Origin of the sequence: Pseudoalteromonas sp. APAL1 (assembly GCF_021532475.1) — a bacterium.
Lineage (GTDB): Bacteria > Pseudomonadota > Gammaproteobacteria > Enterobacterales > Alteromonadaceae > Pseudoalteromonas > Pseudoalteromonas lipolytica_C.
In genome coordinates this window covers 1-21,027 of sequence record NZ_JAKGAW010000004.1, presented here as the reverse complement: position 1 = coordinate 21,027, position 21,027 = coordinate 1, and the positions used below count along the sequence as shown (strand labels likewise).

Genomic DNA, 21,027 nt, shown 5'->3' with positions numbered 1-21,027 from the left:
AGGGAAATTAAATAATGAATGTGGAGTTCATCAACCCATTTTTATCATCATTATTAAATGTATTGAGCACCATGGCTCAAACAGAATTGAAACCGGGTAAACCTAGTTTAAAAAAAGATGAAGTAGCCCGTGGTGATGTTTCCGGTTTAATAGGTATGGTTGGACCACAAACAAAAGGCTCACTTTCAATCTCATTTGATGAAAGCCTAGCATTAACCATTATGGAAAGAATGCTCGGAGAACGACCAGAAACTATCGATGAAGAAGTTACCGATATGGTCGGTGAAATCACTAACATGGTGACAGGTGGTGCTAAAAACTTACTTGGCGAAAAAGGCTATGAGTTTGATATGGCAACGCCAGTTGTAGTGTCTGGCAAAGGACATACAATTGCTCACAAATGCGAAGGTGCCAAGGTGTTAATTCCATTCACGTCAGCTGACGGTAACGCCAATATCGAAGTAAGCTTTGATAAACTATGAGTTGGCAGCAAAAAACAATTCAATTAAAGCCTCGCTCGCGAGGCTTTCACATTATTGATGACGAAATACTTCGTCAACTCCCCGAGATAACACAGTACAAAGTCGGTTTATTACACCTCTTCATTCAGCACACCTCTGCAAGCTTAACCATTAACGAAAATGCAGATCCGACTGTGCGAATGGATATGGAAAGTCACTTCAATCACTTTGTGCCAGAACGACAAAGTTATTATCGTCATGATTATGAAGGTGATGACGATATGCCAGCCCATATAAAAAGCAGTACATTAGGTGCTGAACTCACCATACCAATTAATCAAGGCCGCTTAATGCTAGGTACTTGGCAAGGTATCTATTTAGGTGAACACCGAGATCATGGTGGCGCTAGACGCATTGTCGCGACAATCCAAGGTCAGATCTAAAACTAGCGGTAAGCTGTAAGCAAAACTTGGCTTTATATTTAAGAAAGTGTTTTGGGGTTTATTTAGAGATTGGAGCGGCACACGAGGCTCGAACTCGTGACCTCAACCTTGGCAAGGTTGCGCTCTACCAACTGAGCTAGTGCCGCATTCAAAAATAGTCAGTAATTTGTCCGTTGGTGCACAACCTTGAAGGTTGCGGTAAACGTTCTGGCAACTGAGCTAGCGCCGCATTCAAAAGTAGTCAGTAATTTGTCCGTTGGTGCACAACCTTGAAGGTTGCGGTAAAACGTTCTGGCAACTGAGCTAGTGCCGCACAATAAGTTACTAGTTTTAAGTTACAAGCTTCAAGTTAGTTACTTTCCTCTTGAAACTTAAGCCAATTTCTTTTGGTGAGAAATTGGAGCGGCACACGAGGCTCGAACTCGTGACCTCAACCTTGGCAAGGTTGCGCTCTACCAACTGAGCTAGTGCCGCTTTAAATAGTTTCTAGTTACAAGATTCAAGTTACAAGTTTGAATAGCTTGGTGCTTTCAACTTTCCCCTTGAAACTTATATCAATTTCTTTTGGTGAGAAATTGGAGCGGCACACGAGGCTCGAACTCGTGACCTCAACCTTGGCAAGGTTGCGCTCTACCAACTGAGCTAGTGCCGCATTCAAATAGTTTCTAGTTACAAGATTCAAGTTACAAGTTTGAATAGCTTGGTGCTTTCAACTTTCCACTTGAAACTTATATCAATTTCTTTTGGTGAGAAATTGGAGCGGCACACGAGGCTCGAACTCGTGACCTCAACCTTGGCAAGGTTGCGCTCTACCAACTGAGCTAGTGCCGCAAATTATAACTTTCAACTATAAAAGTTTAGCTAAAGACACACTAACCCCGCGGGGGTTAACGTCTTAAGCGGGGCAGGATTCTACAATAATCCGATGTGTTTGCAAATGTTTTTTACAAATTAAAGAATTTTTCTTGGTAAACCTTTAATTCCATGATCGAATCTTTGATATCGTCGAGGGCTAGATGCGAACCTTTTTTGTTCACTTGTGCTAACACGTCAGGTTTCCAGCGACGCGCAAGCTCTTTAACTGTGCTTACATCGAGGTTACGGTAGTGAAAGTAGTCTTCCAATTCAGGCATGTACTTATTCATAAAGCGGCGATCTTGGCCGATAGAATTACCACACATAGGCGAAGCACCCGCAGGTACCCATTGCTTCAAAAATGCCAGTGTTTGCTCAATGGCATCTTGCTCTGTGAATGTGCTTGCTTTACAGCGAGCTGTTAAACCAGATTGACCGTGCTGAGTCGTACACCACTCATCCATGCCATCAAGCAGTTCATCGCTTTGATGAATAGCAATAACAGGGCCTTCAGCCAAAATGTTTAAATCACTGTCGGTGACAACAGTGGCAATTTCGAGTATTTTATCTGTTGCTGGTTCGAGGCCGGTCATTTCCAGGTCGAGCCAGATAAGATTTGATTTATGAAAAGACATAGTTACCTTAGCGGTGCTTTCCTTTAGATCCAACGCATTTAGATATATCATATTAGTATCATCAGTCGACCTAAAGCTTTTTTTTCAAAAAGCCCGACATTTACTCAAGTTATAGGCCAAAAGTGGCAAAACAAAAGAAATTAAGTAAAGGCCAATCGCGTCGAATTAAGGCCAACCATCAAAAACGCCTCTCTAATGCAGATAAAAAGCAAGAGAAAGGGGCAACTGTGCAATGGCAAAATGACAATTTAGGTCCTGCCGAAAATGCGGTAGTGATCAGTCGATTTGGCCAACATGCCGACATCGAAACCGAATCAGGCAGCATATTACGTTGTAATATTCGCAGAACAGTATCGAGCCTTGTCTGTGGTGATGAAGTTATTTTTCGCCGTGCAAAAGTTAGTGAAGGCGACTTAGCTGGCGTTATTGAGGCAACTCATGAACGTCGCTCACAACTAACGCGCCCAGATTTTTATGACGGGGTAAAAGTCGTCGCTGCCAATATCGACCAAATTTTAATGGTCTCTGCAGTACTGCCTGAGTTTACGCCAAACATTATCGATCGCTATTTAGTTGCCTGTGAAGACATGGGAATTGAGCCTATTTTAGTGCTCAACAAAATAGATTTAATTGACGATGAAGGCCTTGCTTTTATTGATGAAATTCTCGATATCTATAGAGAGTTAGGTTATCAAGTACTGTTAGTCAGTAATAAAACGGGTCAAGGCATTGATGAACTTAAACAAAAACTGGTCGGTAAAAACAGCATTTTTGTTGGTCAAAGTGGTGTGGGTAAATCAACCTTAGTGAACACTGTACTGCCAGATGCTGACATCCTAACCCAAGAGGTCTCCGAGAACAGTGGCCTTGGTCAACACACAACAACCGTATCGCGATTACACCATTTACCTAGTGGCGGTAATCTTATCGACTCACCAGGAATTCGTGAGTTTGGCTTGTGGCATTTAGATGTTGAGCGCGTTACATGGTGCTTTAAAGAGTTCCGTGATTTTATTGGTGGCTGTCGTTTTCGAGATTGTAAGCATTTAAACGATCCTGGCTGTATAATTCGCCAAGCTGTTGATGATGGTGAAATTTCAGAACTTCGTTTTGACAGTTACCACCGAATTTTAGAAACTATGGCCGACGGCCGTGCTGGTGCACGCGCTCCTCGCGTATAACTATTTAGGAAATAACAAGTGAGTTTAGATAAATTCAAAATTGCTATGCAATATGCCATGCCAAAACATTTCATTTCGCGCATGGTTGGCAAGTTGGCAGCAGCAAAAGCGGGTGGCTTAACAACGGCCTTAATTAAATTGTTTATCAAACAATACAAAATTGATATGAGTGAGGCTAAATACCCAGATCCAGCTCATTACAAAACTTTTAATGAGTTTTTCACTCGCCCATTAAAAGAAGGCATTCGTCCACTTGCTGAAGAAAGCGACATTATTGCTCACCCCGTTGATGGTGCAATTAGCCAATTAGGCGATGTAGTAGACGGTCAAATCATCCAAGCAAAAGGCCACGACTACAGCTTACAAGCACTTCTTGGTGGCAAAGAAGAAGACACAGCGCCGTTTTTAGGCGGTAAGTTTGCGACTATTTATTTAGCGCCTAAAGATTACCACCGTATTCACATGCCTGTTGATGGTACGCTGAGCAAAATGATCTACGTTCCGGGTGATTTATTTTCGGTAAACCCGTTAACAGCGCAAAATGTACCTAACCTATTTGCTCGTAATGAGCGAGTTGTGGCTATCTTCGAAACCGAAATTGGCCCGCTAGCTATGGTACTTGTTGGTGCGACAATTGTTGCTAGCATCGAGACTATTTGGGCAGGCACAGTAACGCCACCAGCAGGTAAAGATGTATTTAGTTGGAATTACCCAACGAAAGGTGACAATGCAATTACCCTGAAGAAGGGTGAAGAAATGGGTCGCTTTAAATTAGGCTCTACCGTTATTTTAGCCTGGGGTGCAAATCAAGCTGAGTTCTTATCAGATCAACACCCAGAGACAGTAACACGTATGGGCACACCATTTGCGAAAATTAACGACTAATAAGTTCAATTAAGCAAACCAATTAAGCAAACCACTTTAACTAAAAGTGGTTTGCTTAAAATTCAATACAAAACCGCGCCTACACTCTGCTATTACACTCTGAACATTCACTATCTTTTTGAATATTAAAGTGCTGCTGTTTTAGTGTTAGCCCATCAAATTGAATAAACTCACTACCGACTTTATGGCCAAGCAATATATTGATAGCCAATAAGCTTTGTATGCTGCCCATAACCCCCAGTAACGGGCTCAATACCCCAGCATTATCGCAATTAAGCGCTGTTTGCTCCTCAGTTTGCGGGAACACACAACCATAGCAAGGGCTCTGTTCATCACGAAAATCAAAACTCATCACTTGCCCCTGTGTTGCAATGGCAGCAGCTGACACAAGAGGGATAGATTTAGCTAAACAATAGCGATTAACCAAATAACGGGTAGCAAAGTTATCACTGCAATCAAGGATGATGTCAGCGCCATCAAGAAGCTCAGCACAGTTACTTTCATCAAGCTTTTGGCATAGGGGCTTAACCGTAATTTGATTATTTAAACTACTTAACACCTTGGCAGCCGCCTGTGTTTTTGCCTGCCCCATATGGTTTACTTTATAAAGTATTTGTCGCTGTAGATTTGAAAGCTCAACCTTATCGTCGTCAATCAAAGTGAGCGTTCCGATACCCGCCGCCGCTAAATAAAACAGTGCAGGTGAGCCAAGCCCACCTGCCCCGACAACCACAATATGTGCAGTCTTTAACTTTTGCTGCCCCGCATGCCCCACCTCTTTGAGTAGCAAGTGGCGGCTATAACGAATTTGCTCTTTGTCGCTTAACGCGCTCATGCTAAGACTGACCTTCGACTAGCTGTTTTAACTTGGCAATGGCTGCTTGGTAGTCTTCGGCTTCAGTAATCGCACGTACTACTGCAACACTGCCAACCCCCGTACTCGCAACTTGCTCTGCACGTGATATATCAATTCCACCAATCGCCACCGTTGGATAATCAGCCATTAGCGGTACAAATTTTTCGAGCTTTTCTAAACCTTGAATTTGCCCTGTCATGTCTTTGGTGGTGGTTGGATAAATAGCGCCAAACGCCATATAACTTGGTCTGTAATTATGCGCGCGTAGCATCTCATAAAAGCCATGAGTCGAAACACCTAAGCGTAACCCAGCCTCTTTTATGGCAATTAGATTAGCGGTTTGTAAGTCTTCTTGCCCTAAATGCACACCATAAGCGCCGTGTTTAATCGCTAATTGCCAATAATCATTGATATACACCTGCGCATCGTACTTTTGCCCTAGCATAACTGCACTTGCAATGGCAACTTCGAGTGTTGCATCGTCTACATTTTTCATTCTTAATTGAACGGTTTTAACTCCTTCAGCTAAACACTTCTCTAACCAATCAACCGTATCAACAACGGCATATAACCCAAGCTGTTTAGAGTCGCATTCGGCAAAGCCTGCTGCCATAGTAAAATCAACCGGGCAATCAAAGTCGAGCTCATCACCTAGCCAACTTCCGGCCTCGATAACTTGTGGGTAATCCGTCAGCGTTGTAGGAAAGCAAGTATGTGCAACGGGGCCAATCCCTTCACCATATCGAACAGCTGCTTTTAATCCTTGGTTGATATAGGCTTTCGCTAAAATAAAGGCATCTTTGAGTGGATACTGTTTGGCTAAACACGCAGCAATAACAGAAGCCATACTGCATCCAGTACCGTGACTATGCGGAGTTTGAATTTTTTCGTTACCAAGCCAATATGCATGATCACCTTGCAAGCAGTAATCAATACAATAGCCACTTGGGTAATCCCAATGACCCCCTTTGATGATCACCGCTTTTGCACCATAGCCTGTTAACTTCTCGGCGGCTTCTTTCACTGCGCTTGGGCCAATCAAATAAACACCGGTTAATAGCTGCGTTTCGTGAGTGTTCGGTGTTACTACATCGACTAATGGCAATAAACACTCTTTAATGGCACTAACAGTATCTTCTTCTGTAAGTAAGTCACCACTTGAGGCAATGGCAACCGGATCATAAACAACCAAAGGTGGCTCTGCCCAAGTTGCTTTGTAATGTTTTAAATGCTCACTAATAAGCTGTATTTGCTGCACATTGGCAAGCATGCCAATTTTAATCACACTGGCAGGCATATCACTGGCTAAGGCTAATAGTTGCGACTCAATCACCTCTGTTGAAATCGGGTTAAGTGCTTCTACACCTAAACTATTTTGTGCCGTTAAAGCAGTAATAACCGTACAGCCGTGTACATTAAAACTTTGCATTGCCTTGATATCGGCTTGAATTCCTGCACCGCCGCCCGAATCTGAGCCAGCTATGGTCCATACAACCTGATTCATGTTATTCCTCACATTTTATTCTTGATGCCAAAATGGCATACCGAGCGTCGGCGTTGATGGGCTTGCTACGTCTTTTTCTGGCATCGCTTTAGCCACATAGCTATATCGCCCCGCCTCAACCGCACTCTTAAACGCTTTACTCATCGTTACTGGGCAACCTGCACCCGCAATTGCCGAATTTAATAATACGGCATCATACCCTAATTCAAGCGCTTGGCAGGCATGAGATGGTAAACCTAAGCCTGCATCAACAATTAAAGTATGGTTTGGCAAGCGCTCACGGATCATTTTTAAGTTATAAGGATTCAGCAAGCCTTTACCCGTGCCAATCGGTGCGCCCCAAGGCATTAATACTTCGCAGCCTAAATCAGCGAGGCGCTGACACAGCACTAAATCATCTGTGCAATAAGGTAAAACTTTAAAGCCATCGGCCAATAAAATTTTAGTGGCTTCAAGCAATGCGATTGGATCGGGCTGTAAATTATATTCATCACCAATTAGTTCTAACTTGATCCAGTCAGTGGCAAATACTTCGCGGCACATTTGCGCCAAGGTCACCGCCTCTTTTACGCTATGACAACCCGCCGTATTCGGCAGCACCTTTAACCCAGTGTTTTTTATCAATTGCCAAAAATCATCACCCGCAACAGCGCTTTGCTGACGTCTTAATGAAACCGTGACAATCTCAGCCTGTGAGGCCACTATCGAATCCTGCATAACACTAGGTGAAGGATACAATGCTGAGCCTATCAGTAACCGACTTGTAAACTGCTCACCATAAACCGAAAAACTATCCATCTTAGCCTCCTTGAATTGGCGACAATAACTCAATGCTGTCGCCTTCGTTGAGGGTTTTAGCATCACATTGACTGCGCGGTACAAAGTCACCATTGACGGCAACGGCAAATGGCGGTCTTGCACCAAACTGGCTCAACGCCTGAGTGAGCGATGTATTCTCGCTTACTGTAACTGACTGACCATTAATTAAAATATTCATTTTTATCCTTAAGCAATTAAGCTCACTGCGTCATCAACCACCTGAGGCGCAAGTAAATAGCCATGACGGTACAAGCCATTAATACTGATCACTCGATCTTGTTTTGTGACTTTCGGGCGGTTGTCTGCAAACGCTGGACGAAGCCCTGATTGCAAGCTCTCGATACGTCCTTCAGCAAAGCCGCTATGCACCGTATAAGCAGCAGACAATAGCTCCAGCGCCGAGCGCACGGTGACTTTACCGCGGTCTTGCGATTCGATTTCAGTCGCACCAATCACAAATTGATGATTTGGCTTAGGAGCAATATAAATTGGGTAACGCGGATGCATCAGCCGTATCGGTCTAGTTAGGTTCACCTCTGGTGCATATAAACGCGCTACTTCCCCTCTTACTCCACGCAGTAAAGGTTCAGCCTGTTTAGCACCTAAGCCGCGGCAATCAAATACATAATCAAAGCTTTGGCCATTCACCCGATGAGCGTTCAATTCAACTTTACAGCCAAAGTTAAATTGCACTCCTTGCGAGGTAAGCTTTTTAAAACTAGCGCGATAAAATGCCTGATTATCGAGTTGCCCTTCACAAGGTAAATACACACCTTGATGGAACCGCCCAGCTAGTTCTGGCTCAAGGTCTGCGATTTGAGTGCCAACCAATGCGTGTGCCTGATAGCTTTCAAGCGGTTTTAAGCGGCTCACAAAACTTTGTAAATCGCCCCTATCTTGCTGATGAGCAACCACTAAACTGCCTGTTTGTTGAAAATACACCGCTTCATCGAGCTCACTTAAAATTTGCTGCCAACGAATGATGCTATTAAGCCCTTGTATGGCTAAATCCTGTTCACACAGGACTGATTCTGCAAGGGGGGCTAACATCGCTGCAGCAACGCTACCGGCACTGTTGCTAGCATGTTCATCATCTTGTTCAAACACACTTAACTGATGCTCTTTAGCAAGTGCTAATGCAGTTAAACGGCCAGTTAAACCAAAGCCCAATATCGCTATCTTTAATGACATAAACTTTCTAGGCCTAAGCTCTAGGCCCTAGGTAAATACCTAGAGCCTATCGCTGATGCCTAGCTCCATCAATTAAACTGCTTTGTGGTAAATCTCAGAGCCTGTTTTTTTGAACTCGTCTGATTTCGCTTTCATTTCGGCTTCAACATCGACCATTTTGATTTCGATAGCATCACCTACGTTATTTGGATCAATGCCTCTTGCTTCAAGATCTTTGGCATAATCACGTACTTCTTGAGTGATCTTCATCGAGCAGAACTTAGGGCCACACATAGAGCAGAAATGTGCAATCTTGCCTGATTCTTGTGGCAATGTTTCGTCGTGATATTCGCGGGCGCGTTCTGGGTCTAAACCTAGGTTAAATTGGTCATGCCAACGGAACTCAAAGCGTGCTTTTGATAATGCATTATCGCGCTCTTGCGCACCCGGGTGGCCTTTTGCCAAATCGGCTGCATGAGCAGCAATCTTGTAGGTGATTAAACCTTCTTTAACGTCTTCTTTGTTTGGTAAGCCTAAATGCTCTTTAGGGGTTACATAACAAAGCATGGCACAGCCGTACCAAGCAATTTGCGCAGCGCCAATACCTGATGTGAAATGATCGTACCCCGGTGCAATATCCGTGGTTAATGGACCTAGAGTATAAAACGGTGCTTCTTCACAGTGTTTTAGCTGCTCTTCCATGTTCTCTTTGATCATATGCATTGGCACATGGCCTGGGCCTTCGATGAACACTTGCACATCATGTTTCCAAGCAAGTTTTGTCAGCTCACCTAAAGTACGTAATTCGCTGAACTGGGCTTCGTCATTAGCATCGGCGATAGAGCCTGGACGCAGGCCATCACCTAATGAAAAACACACATCATACTGTTTTAAAATTTCACAGATTTCTTCAAAGTGCGTGTATAAGAAGTTTTCTTTATGGTGCGCTAAACACCATTTCGCCATGATAGAGCCACCACGCGAAACAATACCGGTAACACGCTTTGCCGTCATCGGCACGTAACGCAGTAATACCCCAGCATGAATAGTAAAGTAATCAACGCCTTGTTCAGCTTGTTCAATCAAGGTATCGCGGAAAATCTCCCACGTTAGGTCTTCAGCCACACCGTTTACTTTTTCAAGCGCTTGGTAAATTGGTACCGTGCCAATTGGTACTGGTGAGTTACGTACCACCCATTCACGGGTTTCGTGAATATAGCGACCCGTTGATAAATCCATTACCGTGTCAGCGCCCCAACGAGTAGACCACACCATTTTTTCGACTTCTTCTTCAATTGATGAAGTCACAGACGAATTACCAATATTCGCGTTCACCTTAACTAAAAAGTTTCGGCCAATGATCATCGGCTCGGTTTCTGGATGGTTGATGTTGTTAGGAAGCACGGCGCGGCCACGGGCAATTTCATCACGCACAAATTCAGGGGTAATAAAATCAGGAATGCTAGCGCCAAACGATTCGCCTTTGTGCTGGGCTGCAAGTAACTCTTCACGAATTTTAGCGCGCCCCATGTTTTCACGGATCGCCACATATTCCATTTCAGGCGTCACAATGCCTTGTCGCGCATAATGCATTTGCGTTACGTTTTTGCCTGCTTTTGCACGGCGGATCTTTGGTAGATGTTCAAAGCGGATATGATCTAACCCTTCATCTGCCATTCGCTGTTGAGAAAATTGCGAAGTCACTGAGTCTAAAATTTCAGTGTCGCCGCGGCTTTCAATCCACTTTTCACGGTATTTCTCAAGGCCCTTGCGCACATCGAGTTTAAAATCCGGATCAGTGTATGGGCCTGATGTATCGTAAACACGAATTGGCGCGTTAGGCTCAAATACGGGATTCTCTTCAGTACCACCGATGAAGGTATCGCTGAGGGTGATTTCACGCATCCCTACTCGCACATTATCTTGCGTGCCTTCTACATAAACTTTATGAGAATTAGGAAACGGTTGGCCCGTTAAGTTATAAATATACTCTGATGCAGCCGCACGAACTTCGCGGCGAGATGGTTTAGTTGTTGTGTTTGACATGACTTACCTCATTGCTTTAAGGGTTGTCTTGTCAGATATTGCAAGTGCAATAGAGAGTGGCAAACGCCATTGGATCGTTAGTAAGTTAAATGCTTACCAGTGCAGCCTGTGCCGCTTATGCCCCAAAATTTGGCGCACAAGCGCCTAGTGAGGCAGCTTGTTCCCTACGCAGGTGTTAGCCTGATCAGGTTCACGGATCCCGCTTTCGCGATCTCAGCCTTGTTAAAGGCACTCCGACAAGTTTAAATTCGTTATTTTTTATTAACGCAATGAGTGTACGTTAGTTAAAAATTTGCTGCAAGCACATGCGCTTTAGTTTTTGGCGATAAAGGTAAAGCGATGCATACCTTGCAAAGTCAGTTGCTCACCTTCAAGCTTAATAGCTGCACCTTCTCTTAACGCGGTTAACAAACTACGTTCGAGTTCATCGGCTTTCTCACCGCACGATTTACGTGTCATGCCTAGCTTGTTTACTACAATTGAATCATCGTCAGTTAGAACTGCTTCGCCAAAGAATTTATTACAGCCTGCAAAGCCATTTATTTGCATTGCTTCAATAAATCGCATTGATGCACTTTGCGACACATCAAGACTTAAGCCATTCACCTTTGATAGCTGCCACTGAGTATATTTTAATTGTTCACTTGTGACTGTACTGGTTGATGAACACCCTAAACAAAATAATACAAACAAAAGTGGTACGGCTAAACGCTTCATATTTTTTACAATTCAAATTCCAATACCATAATAGTAACAATATTTGACTGCTTTGATCGTTAAAAAAACATGTTTTATCTGTAAAAAATTGTTCTAAGCCCCGTTTTTTTGAAACACTCTCGTTTACTTGAATAAGTTATCGACTTCTTCTGGTAAAAAAGGACGACCTTTTTCATTTACCGACGTACCAATCACTAATGCTTGTAGCATCACTTTATCGTCATGTTTGCGATACACCGTTTGCCTAAATGCAAACTTTAAACGGCTGATACGCTCAGGCTCAACGGCCACGTAAAATTCATCACCCGGCACAAGTGATGCCTTGTAATCCATTTCGCTGCGAAGCACCACAAGGTTCACTTTTTCTCTTGCTAGCTTTGCAAAGTCGATACCTTGAGCATGTAAAAATTCATGGCGAGCATGTTCTAAGTAATTAAAATAAACACTGTTATTTACAATACCTTGTAAATCACACTCATAATCACGCACTTTAAAGTCGACTTTAAAGGTCATAGTCGTATTCCTAATCAATTTACGTATAATTGCCTGCGTTTATACCATAAAAATTGATTTTATAGCCATTTGGCTAGCTAGGTTGCTAGAATAGCAGTCCCGAAAATGGAGTTAAGAATCCACATGAAACGACGTTTATCATTATTATCTGCTGCCATCCTGCCTTTATTTGCAGCATCTTCGATTGCCTACGCTGAAGATGGTGAGTTGGAAACAATTGTAGTTACCGGTGATTTCAAAAAAGAAAGCATTCAAACATTAAGTGCCAGTGCTAGTTTATTTTCAGACCATGAAATCAATCAACGTGGTGCAAAGTTTTTAGATGAAATGCTTGCTAGTGCAGCGAATGTAAACTTTACCTCAGGGGCATCTCGTGGTCGTTTCGTGCAAATTCGTGGTGTAGGTTTACGCTCACAGTTTGTTGACCCCATTAATCCTTCGGTTGGCTTAGTGATCGACGGCATCAACTACTCTGGTTTAGGCGGCAGTTCACTGTTATTTGATATCGACCAGGTAGAAATTTATCGCGGCCCACAAGGGACTCGCTTTGGTGCTGATGCATTAGCTGGCATGATTCAAATGGAATCTGCAACACCCGCCCTTGACCCAAGTGTGAAAGTACAATTAGGTGCGGGCAACTACAACAGCTATGAAGCAGGTATTGCCGCAGGTACGGGTATTACCGACGACACAGCAGTACGCGCCAGTATTTATCAACGTGAGTCTGATGGCTATGTTGAAAACCGTTATTTAGGCGAAGATACCCAACAACAAGATGAGCTCGTTTCTCGCTTTAAATTACACAGCCAATTGACCGATCACCTACGTACTGAACTGAGCGTTCATTACATTGATATTAATAACGGCTATGATGCCTTCACCTTGGATAACAGCCGTTACAGTGTGGCTGATGAACCAGGCCAAGATAACCAAGAAAGCATTGCAGTTGGCCTTGCCAACATTTACACCGGCTTCGACTGGTTTGATGTTAGCCTAAACCTTTCAGGTATCGACAGCGAGCTGCTATACAGCTACGACGAAGACTGGGTGTGTAATGATGAAGCCCAACCAGAGTTATGTGCTGCAGGCTTGCATGAATGGGGCTATAGCTCAACAGATGCTTACTTTCGCGATCGTCAAGATCAAGCAGCCGAGCTGCAATTTAGCGGTAAGTCTGGTGAGTGGGTTGCCGGTATTTACTACCAAGGCCGCGAAGTTGATTTAGAACGCCAATACACTTGGCTTACGCAACCATTTGCATCAAATTATGAAACCAGCAATATTGCAGCGTATGGTCAATTAGCAACACCTATTGGTCCAAAAACAACCTTAATTACGGGTTTGCGTGTCGAGCAGTATCAAGGCGACTACACCGACAACAACGGTTTTATTGAAGAAACTGATGATGTCATGGTGGGCGGTAAGCTTGCACTTGAATACCAAGTGATTGATCGCACCATGATCTACACCAGCATTACTCGTGGCTATAAGGCTGGCGGTATTAACTCTGAAGCGTTAGCAAAAGCAAAAGATGAAAGCTTAAATCTAGATGCTGATTTCTTCGCTAATCACACATCATTTGCCCCTGAATACCTTTGGAGCGGTGAGTTTGGTGTGAAAGGCAGCTCACTAGACGATAAGTTTGTGTTACGTCTTGCTGCTTTCTACATGTATCGCGAAGATATGCAGTTAAAATCGTGGCAGGTTGAAGGTCAAAAATTCACAGGCTATATCGATAATGCCAGCTCTGGTGAAAACTACGGTTTAGAAATTGAAGGTAGCTTCCAAGCCACTGACAATTTACTACTTACGGGTAGTGCAGGTTATTTACATACAGAAATCAATGACTTTGTTGCGCAATCAGGCCTTGATCAAGATGGCCGTGACCAAGCACAAGCACCTAAATACCAATATGCATTCACTGCGCGTTATAACTTTACGCCAGCACTTTACGCATCAATTGGTGTAGAAGGCAAAGACGATTATTACTTCTCTGACAGCCATAACTCACAAGCACCAAGCACCAACTTGGTAAATGCTTCGTTTGGTTATGAAAGTGATAATTGGAGCATTAATGCATGGGCACGTAACTTATTTGATGAAGACGTACCAACTCGTGGTTTTGAGTTTGGTAACGATCCATTAGACGGTTACACCACTCATACATACACACAACTTGGCGAACCAATGGTTGCCGGTGTGACATTTATTTACGAGCTATAAGTAATTGGGTGCTAGGTTTTTTACCTAGCACCATGAGCCTTGAGCCTAGAGCCAAATAAGTTAAGCCCTTTCAACATCAAAAGCGATCACGTCTTTGATCTTTTGCTTATTCGTTGCCAGCATAATGAGTCGATCAATACCCAATGCGACACCCGCACATTGTGGCAAACCATGCTCTAGAGCAGCTATTAAACGCTCATCCATTGGCACTTGCTTTAAGCCATTTGCTTCACGGTACTGATTATCTTCACTAAAACGAGCTGCTTGCTCTTTGCCATTGGTCAGCTCATTAAAGCCGTTTGCCAGTTCCATATTTTTGAAATATAACTCAAAGCGCCCTGCAACTCTCTCATCGTGCTGGCAAATTTGTGCAAGAGCTGCCTGCGAAGCTGGAAAATGATAAACGAAACAAGGCTTTTCTTGGCCAATTGTTGGCTCTACCTTCATACAAAATAATAGCTGTAACAAGGTATCGCGATGTGTTTCATTCGCAGCAATATCGGCAAAGCCCTGCTCTGTTGCGAGTTGCTGCAATGTGCTGATATCAGCAGTTAAAGGGTCAACACCTAAGGCGTTCATAAAGGCTTGCTGATAAGTGAGTCGCTCTGCGCTTTCTACGCCAAGCACCAATTGCATAAGCTCATCCATTTCATCCATAAGCGCAAACTCATCAAAGCCTGGGCGGTACCACTCAAGCATCGTAAATTCAGGGTTATGATGACTACCCGCCTCTTCATTACGAAAGGCTTTGCACAGCTGGAAAATAGCCCCAGAGCCCGCAGCAAGTAAACGCTTCATGGCAAACTCTGGTGACGTTTGCAAATAAAGTGGTAAGCCACCAGCATGACCTGGGCCAACAAACTCGGTACTAAATGTCGCTAAATGAACGTCGGTTACACTGGCAGCACTTAGGCTTGGTGTTTCAACCTCCATAACATCGCGTGCATAAAAGAACTCACGAATACAGCGAATGATGGCGGCACGGTGGCGTAAAGTTTCAATATCGGCGCTTGGTTGCCAAAGGGCTTTAGACATAAACTGTTTCTCAAAAAAATCCCAGCAGAAGCTGGGATTTTATAATAAATTGCTTAACAAAGCCTATTACTTAACGCGGCTCACGTATTCACCGCTACGTGTATCAACCTTGATCACTTCGCCGATTTGTACGAATAGAGGAACACGAACAACAGCACCAGTGCTTAATGTTGCTGGTTTACCGCCAGTACCTGCTGTATCACCTTTTAGACCTGGATCTGTGTCAGTGATTTCTAGTTCAACAAAGTTTGGTGGAGTAACGGCGATTGGATTACCGTTCCAAAGCGTGATTGTACATACGTCATTTTCAACTAACCATTTAGCGTTGTCGCCAAGTGCTTTTTCGTCAGCAGCGATTTGCTCAAATGTTTCGTTGTTCATGAAATGCCAGAACTCACCGTCAGTATATAGATACGCTAAATCGGTATCCATTACGTCTGCACCTTCAACGGTCTCACCTGACTTGAACGTTTTTTCTAGTACTTTACCTGTGATAAGTTTACGAATACGAACACGGTTAAACGCTTGGCCTTTACCTGGTTTTACCATTTCATTTTCTAAGATGCTGCAAGGTTCGCCGTCTAACATAATTTTTAGGCCGCCCTTGAACTCATTGGTGCTATAATTCGCCATCGTTTCCTCTGTCTAAATAATTTCGAGTAATCTACGTGTCAATGATACAAAGAAATGAAGTAAATTTGCATAAAAACTGGCAAAAAGAATTGGCAAATGTTGTCACTTGTCCTGAACGCTTGCTAGAAATGCTAGGATTATCAAGCAAAGTAGACGAAAAAGACCTCAAAGCACGCAGTCTTTTTCCTGTCCGCGTGCCGCTGCCTTTTATCAAAAAAATGCGTTATGGCGACATAAACGACCCTCTTTTGCTGCAAGTGATGCCTCGCCATCAAGAATTTTTAGCAAAAACAGGTTACGACAAAGACCCCTTAAAAGAGCAAGATAACAACCAACCGGGTTTGTTACACAAGTATCGCTCTCGCGTTTTAGTGATGTTTAAAACCGGTTGTGCGGTAAATTGTCGCTATTGTTTTAGACGCCATTTCCCGTATCAAGAAAACCAATTAAACAAACGCAGCTTAATTGACGCACTGGCTTATATTAAAGCCGACAGCAACATCAACGAAGTCATTTTAAGTGGTGGTGATCCATTGATGGCCAAAGACGATGCCGTTAGTTGGTTTATGGATGAGTTAGAGCAGCTACCGCAAATTAAGCGCCTACGTATTCACAGCCGCTTACCTGTGGTGATCCCTGCAAGAATTACTGATGAGCTATGTGCACGCTTTGCTGCATCATCGTTAAAAGTGGTGTTTATAAACCATATCAATCACGCCAACGAAATTGATGATGACTTTAAAGCTGCCATGCAAAAATTAAAAGCTGTGGGTGTTACCTTATTAAATCAAGCGGTGTTACTAAAAGATGTGAATGACTCTGTCGAGTCGCAAGTTGCGCTAAGTGAGGCACTGTTCGAGGCCGATATATTACCTTACTACTTACATCTACTAGATAAAGTGGAAGGTGCCAGCCATTTTGATATAGCTGAGGGTCAGGCACGAGAAATCGTGACGGCTATGCTGGCAGCATTGCCGGGGTTTTTGGTTCCTAAACTGGTGCGCGAGATCGGCGGCGAAAAAAGTAAAACGCCAATCGATCTAAGGGCGTGTTGACCTTTGTTGATTGAAATTTGTTCACTCTAGGGGCGATTTAATCGCGGCGCGAGATTTGTAACCTAGTGGACTAAGTAAAAATCGAGTAACAAAGAGTTAATCGCCCCTAGGAAGAACCCGAAGGGCAGCGCGTGTTTGGCATTAATGCTGCGTTATCGCCTATTTATGGGGAACAACTACACTGCATAGGCTCTGCCTTGCCTAAATACCTGCAAAATCAATCATAAAGGGTCAACACGCCCTATCTAGTTAAACGTATACGTTAACGTTATTACCTAGTGTCGCAGTTACCGACTTAGCAGGTGTTTGCGCTGCTGCACTCGATGTGGCTGCACCTTCGATTAGCGCTAGAGCTGCTGCACCTTCTGCTTTTTGCTGTTTTTTAGCAAGCGATGCGCTGTAAACTTCGGCGCTTTCACCACCGCCACTCATCGCTGGTAAGCTTGATCCTGATATATTCATAGTTCATTACCTGACTTTTTATGACAATCCACGTACTATATCGGCATTGCAGTCTAAAGCTTTAGGAAAAAAATGGATTCAATTATAGAACAGCTAAATGCTAACCTAAAAATCGTTTACCGTCAGGCACTTGATGCCGATAAAAAATTAGATGACTTACAGCAGCAAGGGCACGGCAAATTCACAGCCTTATTTGCAAAAGATGCTGGCTTTGATTTTGAAGCTAAACGCTTTAAACCTTACGTTCTCGATGTTGCTGCTGATGTAGAAAGCTTAAGCAACGACGGTATGGACGAAGAAAAACTGAAAAAAACCGTTATTAAACTGCAACAGCTATTACAACTGTTAGCGACGTTTAAGTAAACTAACGGAAAAGTGAAAGTGGCTCTTTAGCCATAAGTTTAACAATGAGTATATTCATCGTTAAAACTCATATAGTTAATTTTGGCAGCGCTTTTATATCTTGTTAATTATGCAAATAAAAGCACTCGATATAAAGTTGCTGCCATAAAAGCGTATTTATTCAGCTGAGTCAATTGACGGAAGCAGTTTATCCTCAAACCACTCGGCAATCAGTTTATTATCGTAATAGTATGAATCTTTGTAACGCATTACGATACCATCTAGATAGCTCATATCTTTAAGTTTCAAGTTGCTATCTTGGCTAACAACTTTTCCATCATTACTCTTAACTGTATAATTTAAGGTAATTTTAGGTGAGTATGTAGATGACATTACGCGAGGTTCGGTACTATTGCCATTGCCATTACCTAACAGTACTTCACCAGCAAGATCTAAATCTGTTACCTCAACAGAAAAAACATAACCATCAGGTAATTTACTTGCTAACTTTCTAAACGTTTTTTCGTGGTTACGCTTAACGCTGTTATAGTAATTTTCTTTTTTCCAGTTACTCCCTGGGCGCACATCACTGTATTCATCAAAATTTTGCCATTTTACTTCGGCTTCACCAGAGTAGGCAAAAGCAGGTAAAAGTAAACTAGTTACAAGTAAAGCTTTATTGATCTTAATCATTCCATTTCTCCATAGGTTTCAAACTATTACATAATCAACATTTATAAAATGTATAGTGTGAACACCAAGTAAAAATCATGTAATAGAATAATAATATGGTTCAAAATGTAACCAAGATCAAGACTATGAATACTTTTAGTACTTTAGGTATTGAACGTTAAACGAATAAGCTAAAAGAAAAACTTATATACGGGTAGTCTCAATAAAATGAAATTTATAAGTTGTAGCAGCAGTTAAATATGTATTTAGTTGTACTATTTACTTACTGCTACAGCCACATAGTGACTAAGTTTATTCATCAAGGTTTAACGAAGGTAATAGCTCATCTTCGAACCAATCAGTAATTAAACGTTTATCGTAATAATAAGCCTCATCACGACCCATCTTCATACGATCCATAAATCCCATATCTTTGAGTTTTACATCGTTTGCTTCGCTTACGACTTTACCGTTTTTATCGGTAATTGAATAATTTAGGTCGATACGCGGAAAGTAAATTGGTTTGATAATACGTAGCTCATTCATGGTACCAAAACGCACATCACCAGCTAGATCGAGCTCTGTCACCTCAACATTAAAGGTATAACCTTCGGGTAGCTTTTCAGCTAGTTTGTTAAAGTGTTTTTCAAAATTATTTGCCACATTTTTATGAAATGCGCCTTTTGGTGAGTTATTCCCTGGGCGTACATCACGATAATCATTAAAGTCATGCCATTTAACTTTTGCTTCGCCTGCATGAGCAAAAGCCGGGAGCGTAACCATAAGCGCTAACGCAACTTTTTTTACTATATTCATCATATTCTCCAGTTAACAGGTTTAGCTAGTGCTTAAAAATTTAGCAGCTGACGATTAACTATAGCTTAATATGTAATCAGCTAGGTGTAACCAATATGGTATAAAGTGTAATCAAAAACAACTACCTCACCTTGCCATACAGAATAATAATCACATTTTATTCATGTAATTTAGCGCTAAATATGATGAAATAAGCCTAATTTAATCAGGTATAGTTTATGGAAATCTTATGACCATTTTAGTCACCGGCGGAGCCGGATATATCGGTTCACATACCGTTTTAGAATTATTACAACAGGGTAATGATGTTGTTGTACTTGATAATTTAAGCAATTCATCAAATGAGTCATTGGCTCGTGTTAAAAAAATTACGGGTAAAGATGTCACATTTTACCAAGGTGATATTTTAGATAGAGCCTGTTTAGATAAAATCTTTAGTGAGCACTCAATCGACAGCGTTATCCACTTTGCAGGTTTAAAAGCCGTGGGCGAATCGGTTATTAAACCTATTGAGTATTACCAAAACAACGTACAAGGCACGTTAACGCTGGTTGATGCAATGCGCGACGCTGGTGTATTCAAATTAGTATTTAGCTCATCAGCAACGGTTTATGGCGACCCAGCAAGCTTACCAATTCGCGAAGACTTCCCTGTTGGTGGCACAACAAACCCATACGGTACATCTAAACTCATGGTTGAGATGATGCTACAAGATATTGCTAAATCGGATGAACGCTTTGCCTTTGTAATTTTACGTTACTTTAATCCTGTTGGTGCGCACGAGTCGGGGCTAATCGGTGAAGACCCTAATGGCATTCCTAACAACTTACTGCCGTATATTTCTCAGGTGGCAGTTGGCAAATTAGAAAAGCTAGGTGTGTTTGGTGATGACTACGATACGGTAGATGGCACGGGCGTGCGTGATTATATTCATGTAGTTGATTTAGCACTTGGTCACTTAAAAGCGCTGAACCGCATTGCTAGTGATACAGGTTCGCACGTATTTAACCTTGGCACAGGCAATGGTTATTCGGTATTACAAATGGTTAATGCCTTTGAAAAAGCCAGCGGACAAGCTGTTCCTTACCAAATATCGCCGCGCAGAGCGGGTGATATAGCTGCATGTTACGCTGCCCCAGAAAAGGCGCTTAAGGAGCTTGGTTGGCAAGCTGAGCGCGGCATTGACGAGATGATGCAAGATACGTGGCGCTGGCAAAGTAAAAACCCTAACGGTTATAAATAAGCACTAGCCTAGGTGTTAGACAAATGGCTGTTCTCTGTGTCCTCTGTGGTTAGAAAAAGATCTTTAATTCACAAAGAGGACAAGAGGCGCTGCGCGCTACACAGAGAAACCTATATTTAAAAAAGTTAAGTCTCATCTTCTCTTCCTCTGTGCTCTCTGTGTCCTCTGTGGTTAGAAAAAGCTCTTTAATTCACAAAGAGGATAAGAGGCGCTGCGCTTAAGAGGAAGTAAAAAGTAATCTCGTGATTCATTCACTCTCTTATCATTCACTTTCCTTTGTGCAAATCATGTATTTGTGCAAATCATGTAAAAACAATATTTGAACCACAGAGATGTATGGACTCCCCTCCCACAGGGGGGTAACGTAATAAGCGACAAAACTTTTACAAAAGGAGTCCATACATGGTGAATCTTAACGTTATTGCGATTGATTTAGCAAAAAATAATTATCAAGTTTGTAA

At 42.5% G+C, this 21,027-nt stretch carries 22 protein-coding genes, 4 tRNA genes and 1 riboswitch; of the genes, 8 read left to right on the top strand and 18 right to left on the bottom strand.

The annotated features are described in order from the left end of the window. Nucleotides 1-14 precede the first annotated feature (14 nt). Both L1264_RS03180 and L1264_RS03175 read left to right on the top strand, forming a co-directional pair. Nucleotides 15-482: a chemotaxis protein CheX gene (locus L1264_RS03180; RefSeq protein WP_135923412.1), complete on the top strand. Its 468-nt coding sequence runs from the start codon at nt 15-17 to the stop codon at nt 480-482. Then, the gene (locus L1264_RS03175) at nt 479-904 is read left to right on the top strand and encodes a secondary thiamine-phosphate synthase enzyme YjbQ (RefSeq protein WP_130166180.1); all 426 of its coding nucleotides are present in this window, start codon (nt 479-481) and stop codon (nt 902-904) included. The genes L1264_RS03180 and L1264_RS03175 overlap by 4 nt, the downstream gene beginning before the upstream one ends. Before the next feature lie 70 nt (nt 905-974). On the opposite strand, the gene L1264_RS03170 is transcribed toward L1264_RS03175, so the two are convergent. The 5 genes from L1264_RS03170 to orn form a co-directional block, all read right to left on the bottom strand. Further along, a tRNA-Gly gene (locus tag L1264_RS03170) sits at nt 975-1,050 on the bottom strand. 252 nt (nt 1,051-1,302) lie between these two features. Beyond that, nucleotides 1,303-1,378, bottom strand: a tRNA-Gly gene (locus L1264_RS03165). 102 nt (nt 1,379-1,480) lie between these two features. Further along, a tRNA-Gly gene (locus L1264_RS03160) sits at nt 1,481-1,556 on the bottom strand. A gap of 103 nt (nt 1,557-1,659) precedes the next feature. Beyond that, a tRNA-Gly gene (locus L1264_RS03155) sits at nt 1,660-1,735 on the bottom strand. A 113-nt stretch (nt 1,736-1,848) separates the two neighbouring features. Continuing rightward, complete coding sequence (orn, locus tag L1264_RS03150) at nt 1,849-2,394, bottom strand: oligoribonuclease (RefSeq protein ID WP_135923411.1); 546 nt, start codon at nt 2,392-2,394, stop codon at nt 1,849-1,851. A gap of 122 nt (nt 2,395-2,516) precedes the next feature. Between orn and rsgA the strand changes: the two genes are divergently transcribed. Both rsgA and asd read left to right on the top strand, forming a co-directional pair. Further along, nucleotides 2,517-3,575: a small ribosomal subunit biogenesis GTPase RsgA gene (gene rsgA, locus L1264_RS03145; protein ID WP_138558220.1), complete on the top strand. Its 1,059-nt coding sequence runs from the start codon at nt 2,517-2,519 to the stop codon at nt 3,573-3,575. An 18-nt stretch (nt 3,576-3,593) separates the two neighbouring features. After that, on the top strand, nt 3,594-4,460 hold the full coding sequence (gene asd, locus L1264_RS03140) for an archaetidylserine decarboxylase (protein ID WP_171040440.1): 867 nt from the start codon (nt 3,594-3,596) through the stop codon (nt 4,458-4,460). Nucleotides 4,461-4,539: 79 nt separating this feature from the next. Here asd and L1264_RS03135 read toward each other — a convergent pair whose 3' ends face one another. The 8 genes from L1264_RS03135 to L1264_RS03100 all read right to left on the bottom strand — a co-directional run bounded on the left by L1264_RS03135 (nt 4,540) and on the right by L1264_RS03100 (nt 12,085). Then, on the bottom strand, nt 4,540-5,295 hold the full coding sequence (locus L1264_RS03135; RefSeq protein WP_199527672.1) for a HesA/MoeB/ThiF family protein: 756 nt from the start codon (nt 5,293-5,295) through the stop codon (nt 4,540-4,542). A gap of 1 nt (nt 5,296) precedes the next feature. Next, the gene (gene thiE, locus L1264_RS03130) at nt 5,297-6,820 is read right to left on the bottom strand and encodes a thiamine phosphate synthase (protein WP_235403629.1); all 1,524 of its coding nucleotides are present in this window, start codon (nt 6,818-6,820) and stop codon (nt 5,297-5,299) included. Between the two features lie 15 nt (nt 6,821-6,835). Then, on the bottom strand, nt 6,836-7,618 hold the full coding sequence (locus L1264_RS03125; protein ID WP_235403628.1) for a thiazole synthase: 783 nt from the start codon (nt 7,616-7,618) through the stop codon (nt 6,836-6,838). A gap of 1 nt (nt 7,619) precedes the next feature. Then, nucleotides 7,620-7,817 (bottom strand): sulfur carrier protein ThiS, encoded by a 198-nt coding sequence (gene thiS / locus L1264_RS03120; RefSeq protein WP_058585948.1) that lies wholly within the window; start codon nt 7,815-7,817, stop codon nt 7,620-7,622. Nucleotides 7,818-7,825: 8 nt separating this feature from the next. Next, a complete protein-coding gene (locus L1264_RS03115; protein WP_235403627.1) occupies nt 7,826-8,830 on the bottom strand; it encodes an FAD-dependent oxidoreductase in 1,005 nt (334 codons plus the stop codon). A 72-nt stretch (nt 8,831-8,902) separates the two neighbouring features. After that, complete coding sequence (thiC, locus tag L1264_RS03110; RefSeq protein ID WP_235382410.1) at nt 8,903-10,855, bottom strand: phosphomethylpyrimidine synthase ThiC; 1,953 nt, start codon at nt 10,853-10,855, stop codon at nt 8,903-8,905. Between the two features lie 144 nt (nt 10,856-10,999). After that, a riboswitch (TPP riboswitch) is annotated at nt 11,000-11,101 on the bottom strand. Between the two features lie 66 nt (nt 11,102-11,167). Further along, nucleotides 11,168-11,572 carry an META domain-containing protein gene (locus L1264_RS03105; protein WP_235403626.1) on the bottom strand — a complete coding sequence of 135 codons (405 nt, stop codon included), beginning with the start codon at nt 11,570-11,572 and terminating at the stop codon, nt 11,168-11,170. A gap of 123 nt (nt 11,573-11,695) precedes the next feature. Continuing rightward, nucleotides 11,696-12,085 (bottom strand): acyl-CoA thioesterase, encoded by a 390-nt coding sequence (locus tag L1264_RS03100; protein ID WP_054561129.1) that lies wholly within the window; start codon nt 12,083-12,085, stop codon nt 11,696-11,698. A 123-nt stretch (nt 12,086-12,208) separates the two neighbouring features. On the opposite strand from L1264_RS03100, the gene L1264_RS03095 reads away from it, so the two are divergent. Beyond that, the gene (locus tag L1264_RS03095) at nt 12,209-14,308 is read left to right on the top strand and encodes a TonB-dependent receptor (RefSeq protein ID WP_235403624.1); all 2,100 of its coding nucleotides are present in this window, start codon (nt 12,209-12,211) and stop codon (nt 14,306-14,308) included. 60 nt (nt 14,309-14,368) lie between these two features. On the opposite strand, the gene epmA is transcribed toward L1264_RS03095, so the two are convergent. Together epmA and efp are read right to left on the bottom strand one after the other, a co-directional pair. Continuing rightward, a complete protein-coding gene (gene epmA / locus L1264_RS03090) occupies nt 14,369-15,343 on the bottom strand; it encodes an elongation factor P--(R)-beta-lysine ligase (protein ID WP_235403623.1) in 975 nt (324 codons plus the stop codon). Between the two features lie 66 nt (nt 15,344-15,409). Next, nucleotides 15,410-15,976: an elongation factor P gene (gene efp, locus L1264_RS03085; protein WP_135923400.1), complete on the bottom strand. Its 567-nt coding sequence runs from the start codon at nt 15,974-15,976 to the stop codon at nt 15,410-15,412. A 41-nt stretch (nt 15,977-16,017) separates the two neighbouring features. On the opposite strand from efp, the gene epmB reads away from it, so the two are divergent. Further along, complete coding sequence (gene epmB, locus L1264_RS03080) at nt 16,018-17,031, top strand: EF-P beta-lysylation protein EpmB (protein ID WP_235403621.1); 1,014 nt, start codon at nt 16,018-16,020, stop codon at nt 17,029-17,031. A gap of 249 nt (nt 17,032-17,280) precedes the next feature. Here epmB and L1264_RS03075 read toward each other — a convergent pair whose 3' ends face one another. Beyond that, on the bottom strand, nt 17,281-17,493 hold the full coding sequence (locus L1264_RS03075; RefSeq protein ID WP_135923398.1) for a hypothetical protein: 213 nt from the start codon (nt 17,491-17,493) through the stop codon (nt 17,281-17,283). A 72-nt stretch (nt 17,494-17,565) separates the two neighbouring features. Here L1264_RS03075 and L1264_RS03070 point away from each other — a divergent pair, with 72 nt between their 5' ends. Beyond that, nucleotides 17,566-17,856, top strand: coding sequence for a hypothetical protein (locus tag L1264_RS03070; protein ID WP_054561134.1), 291 nt, complete (start codon nt 17,566-17,568; stop codon nt 17,854-17,856). A gap of 156 nt (nt 17,857-18,012) precedes the next feature. On the opposite strand, the gene L1264_RS03065 is transcribed toward L1264_RS03070, so the two are convergent. Both L1264_RS03065 and L1264_RS03060 read right to left on the bottom strand, forming a co-directional pair. Beyond that, the gene (locus tag L1264_RS03065) at nt 18,013-18,528 is read right to left on the bottom strand and encodes a DUF3016 domain-containing protein (RefSeq protein WP_135923397.1); all 516 of its coding nucleotides are present in this window, start codon (nt 18,526-18,528) and stop codon (nt 18,013-18,015) included. 291 nt (nt 18,529-18,819) lie between these two features. Then, on the bottom strand, nt 18,820-19,323 hold the full coding sequence (locus L1264_RS03060; RefSeq protein ID WP_135923396.1) for a DUF3016 domain-containing protein: 504 nt from the start codon (nt 19,321-19,323) through the stop codon (nt 18,820-18,822). A 229-nt stretch (nt 19,324-19,552) separates the two neighbouring features. Between L1264_RS03060 and galE the strand changes: the two genes are divergently transcribed. After that, the gene (gene galE, locus L1264_RS03055; protein WP_235382406.1) at nt 19,553-20,566 is read left to right on the top strand and encodes a UDP-glucose 4-epimerase GalE; all 1,014 of its coding nucleotides are present in this window, start codon (nt 19,553-19,555) and stop codon (nt 20,564-20,566) included. The last annotated feature ends 461 nt before the right edge of the window (nt 20,567-21,027 follow it).

Coding starts and splice junctions, on each gene's coding strand:
- L1264_RS03180 (WP_135923412.1), top strand. CDS start 15: ATGAATGTGGAGTTCATCAACCCATTTTTATCATCATTATTAAATGTA.
- L1264_RS03175 (WP_130166180.1), top strand. CDS start 479: ATGAGTTGGCAGCAAAAAACAATTCAATTAAAGCCTCGCTCGCGAGGC.
- orn (WP_135923411.1), bottom strand. CDS start 2,394: ATGTCTTTTCATAAATCAAATCTTATCTGGCTCGACCTGGAAATGACC.
- L1264_RS03135 (WP_199527672.1), bottom strand. CDS start 5,295: ATGAGCGCGTTAAGCGACAAAGAGCAAATTCGTTATAGCCGCCACTTG.
- thiE (WP_235403629.1), bottom strand. CDS start 6,820: ATGAATCAGGTTGTATGGACCATAGCTGGCTCAGATTCGGGCGGCGGT.
- L1264_RS03125 (WP_235403628.1), bottom strand. CDS start 7,618: ATGGATAGTTTTTCGGTTTATGGTGAGCAGTTTACAAGTCGGTTACTG.
- thiS (WP_058585948.1), bottom strand. CDS start 7,817: ATGAATATTTTAATTAATGGTCAGTCAGTTACAGTAAGCGAGAATACA.
- L1264_RS03115 (WP_235403627.1), bottom strand. CDS start 8,830: ATGTCATTAAAGATAGCGATATTGGGCTTTGGTTTAACTGGCCGTTTA.
- thiC (WP_235382410.1), bottom strand. CDS start 10,855: ATGTCAAACACAACAACTAAACCATCTCGCCGCGAAGTTCGTGCGGCT.
- L1264_RS03105 (WP_235403626.1), bottom strand. CDS start 11,572: ATGAAGCGTTTAGCCGTACCACTTTTGTTTGTATTATTTTGTTTAGGG.
- L1264_RS03100 (WP_054561129.1), bottom strand. CDS start 12,085: ATGACCTTTAAAGTCGACTTTAAAGTGCGTGATTATGAGTGTGATTTA.
- L1264_RS03095 (WP_235403624.1), top strand. CDS start 12,209: ATGAAACGACGTTTATCATTATTATCTGCTGCCATCCTGCCTTTATTT.
- epmA (WP_235403623.1), bottom strand. CDS start 15,343: ATGTCTAAAGCCCTTTGGCAACCAAGCGCCGATATTGAAACTTTACGC.
- efp (WP_135923400.1), bottom strand. CDS start 15,976: ATGGCGAATTATAGCACCAATGAGTTCAAGGGCGGCCTAAAAATTATG.
- epmB (WP_235403621.1), top strand. CDS start 16,018: ATGATACAAAGAAATGAAGTAAATTTGCATAAAAACTGGCAAAAAGAA.
- L1264_RS03075 (WP_135923398.1), bottom strand. CDS start 17,493: ATGAATATATCAGGATCAAGCTTACCAGCGATGAGTGGCGGTGGTGAA.
- L1264_RS03070 (WP_054561134.1), top strand. CDS start 17,566: ATGGATTCAATTATAGAACAGCTAAATGCTAACCTAAAAATCGTTTAC.
- L1264_RS03065 (WP_135923397.1), bottom strand. CDS start 18,528: ATGATTAAGATCAATAAAGCTTTACTTGTAACTAGTTTACTTTTACCT.
- L1264_RS03060 (WP_135923396.1), bottom strand. CDS start 19,323: ATGAATATAGTAAAAAAAGTTGCGTTAGCGCTTATGGTTACGCTCCCG.
- galE (WP_235382406.1), top strand. CDS start 19,553: ATGACCATTTTAGTCACCGGCGGAGCCGGATATATCGGTTCACATACC.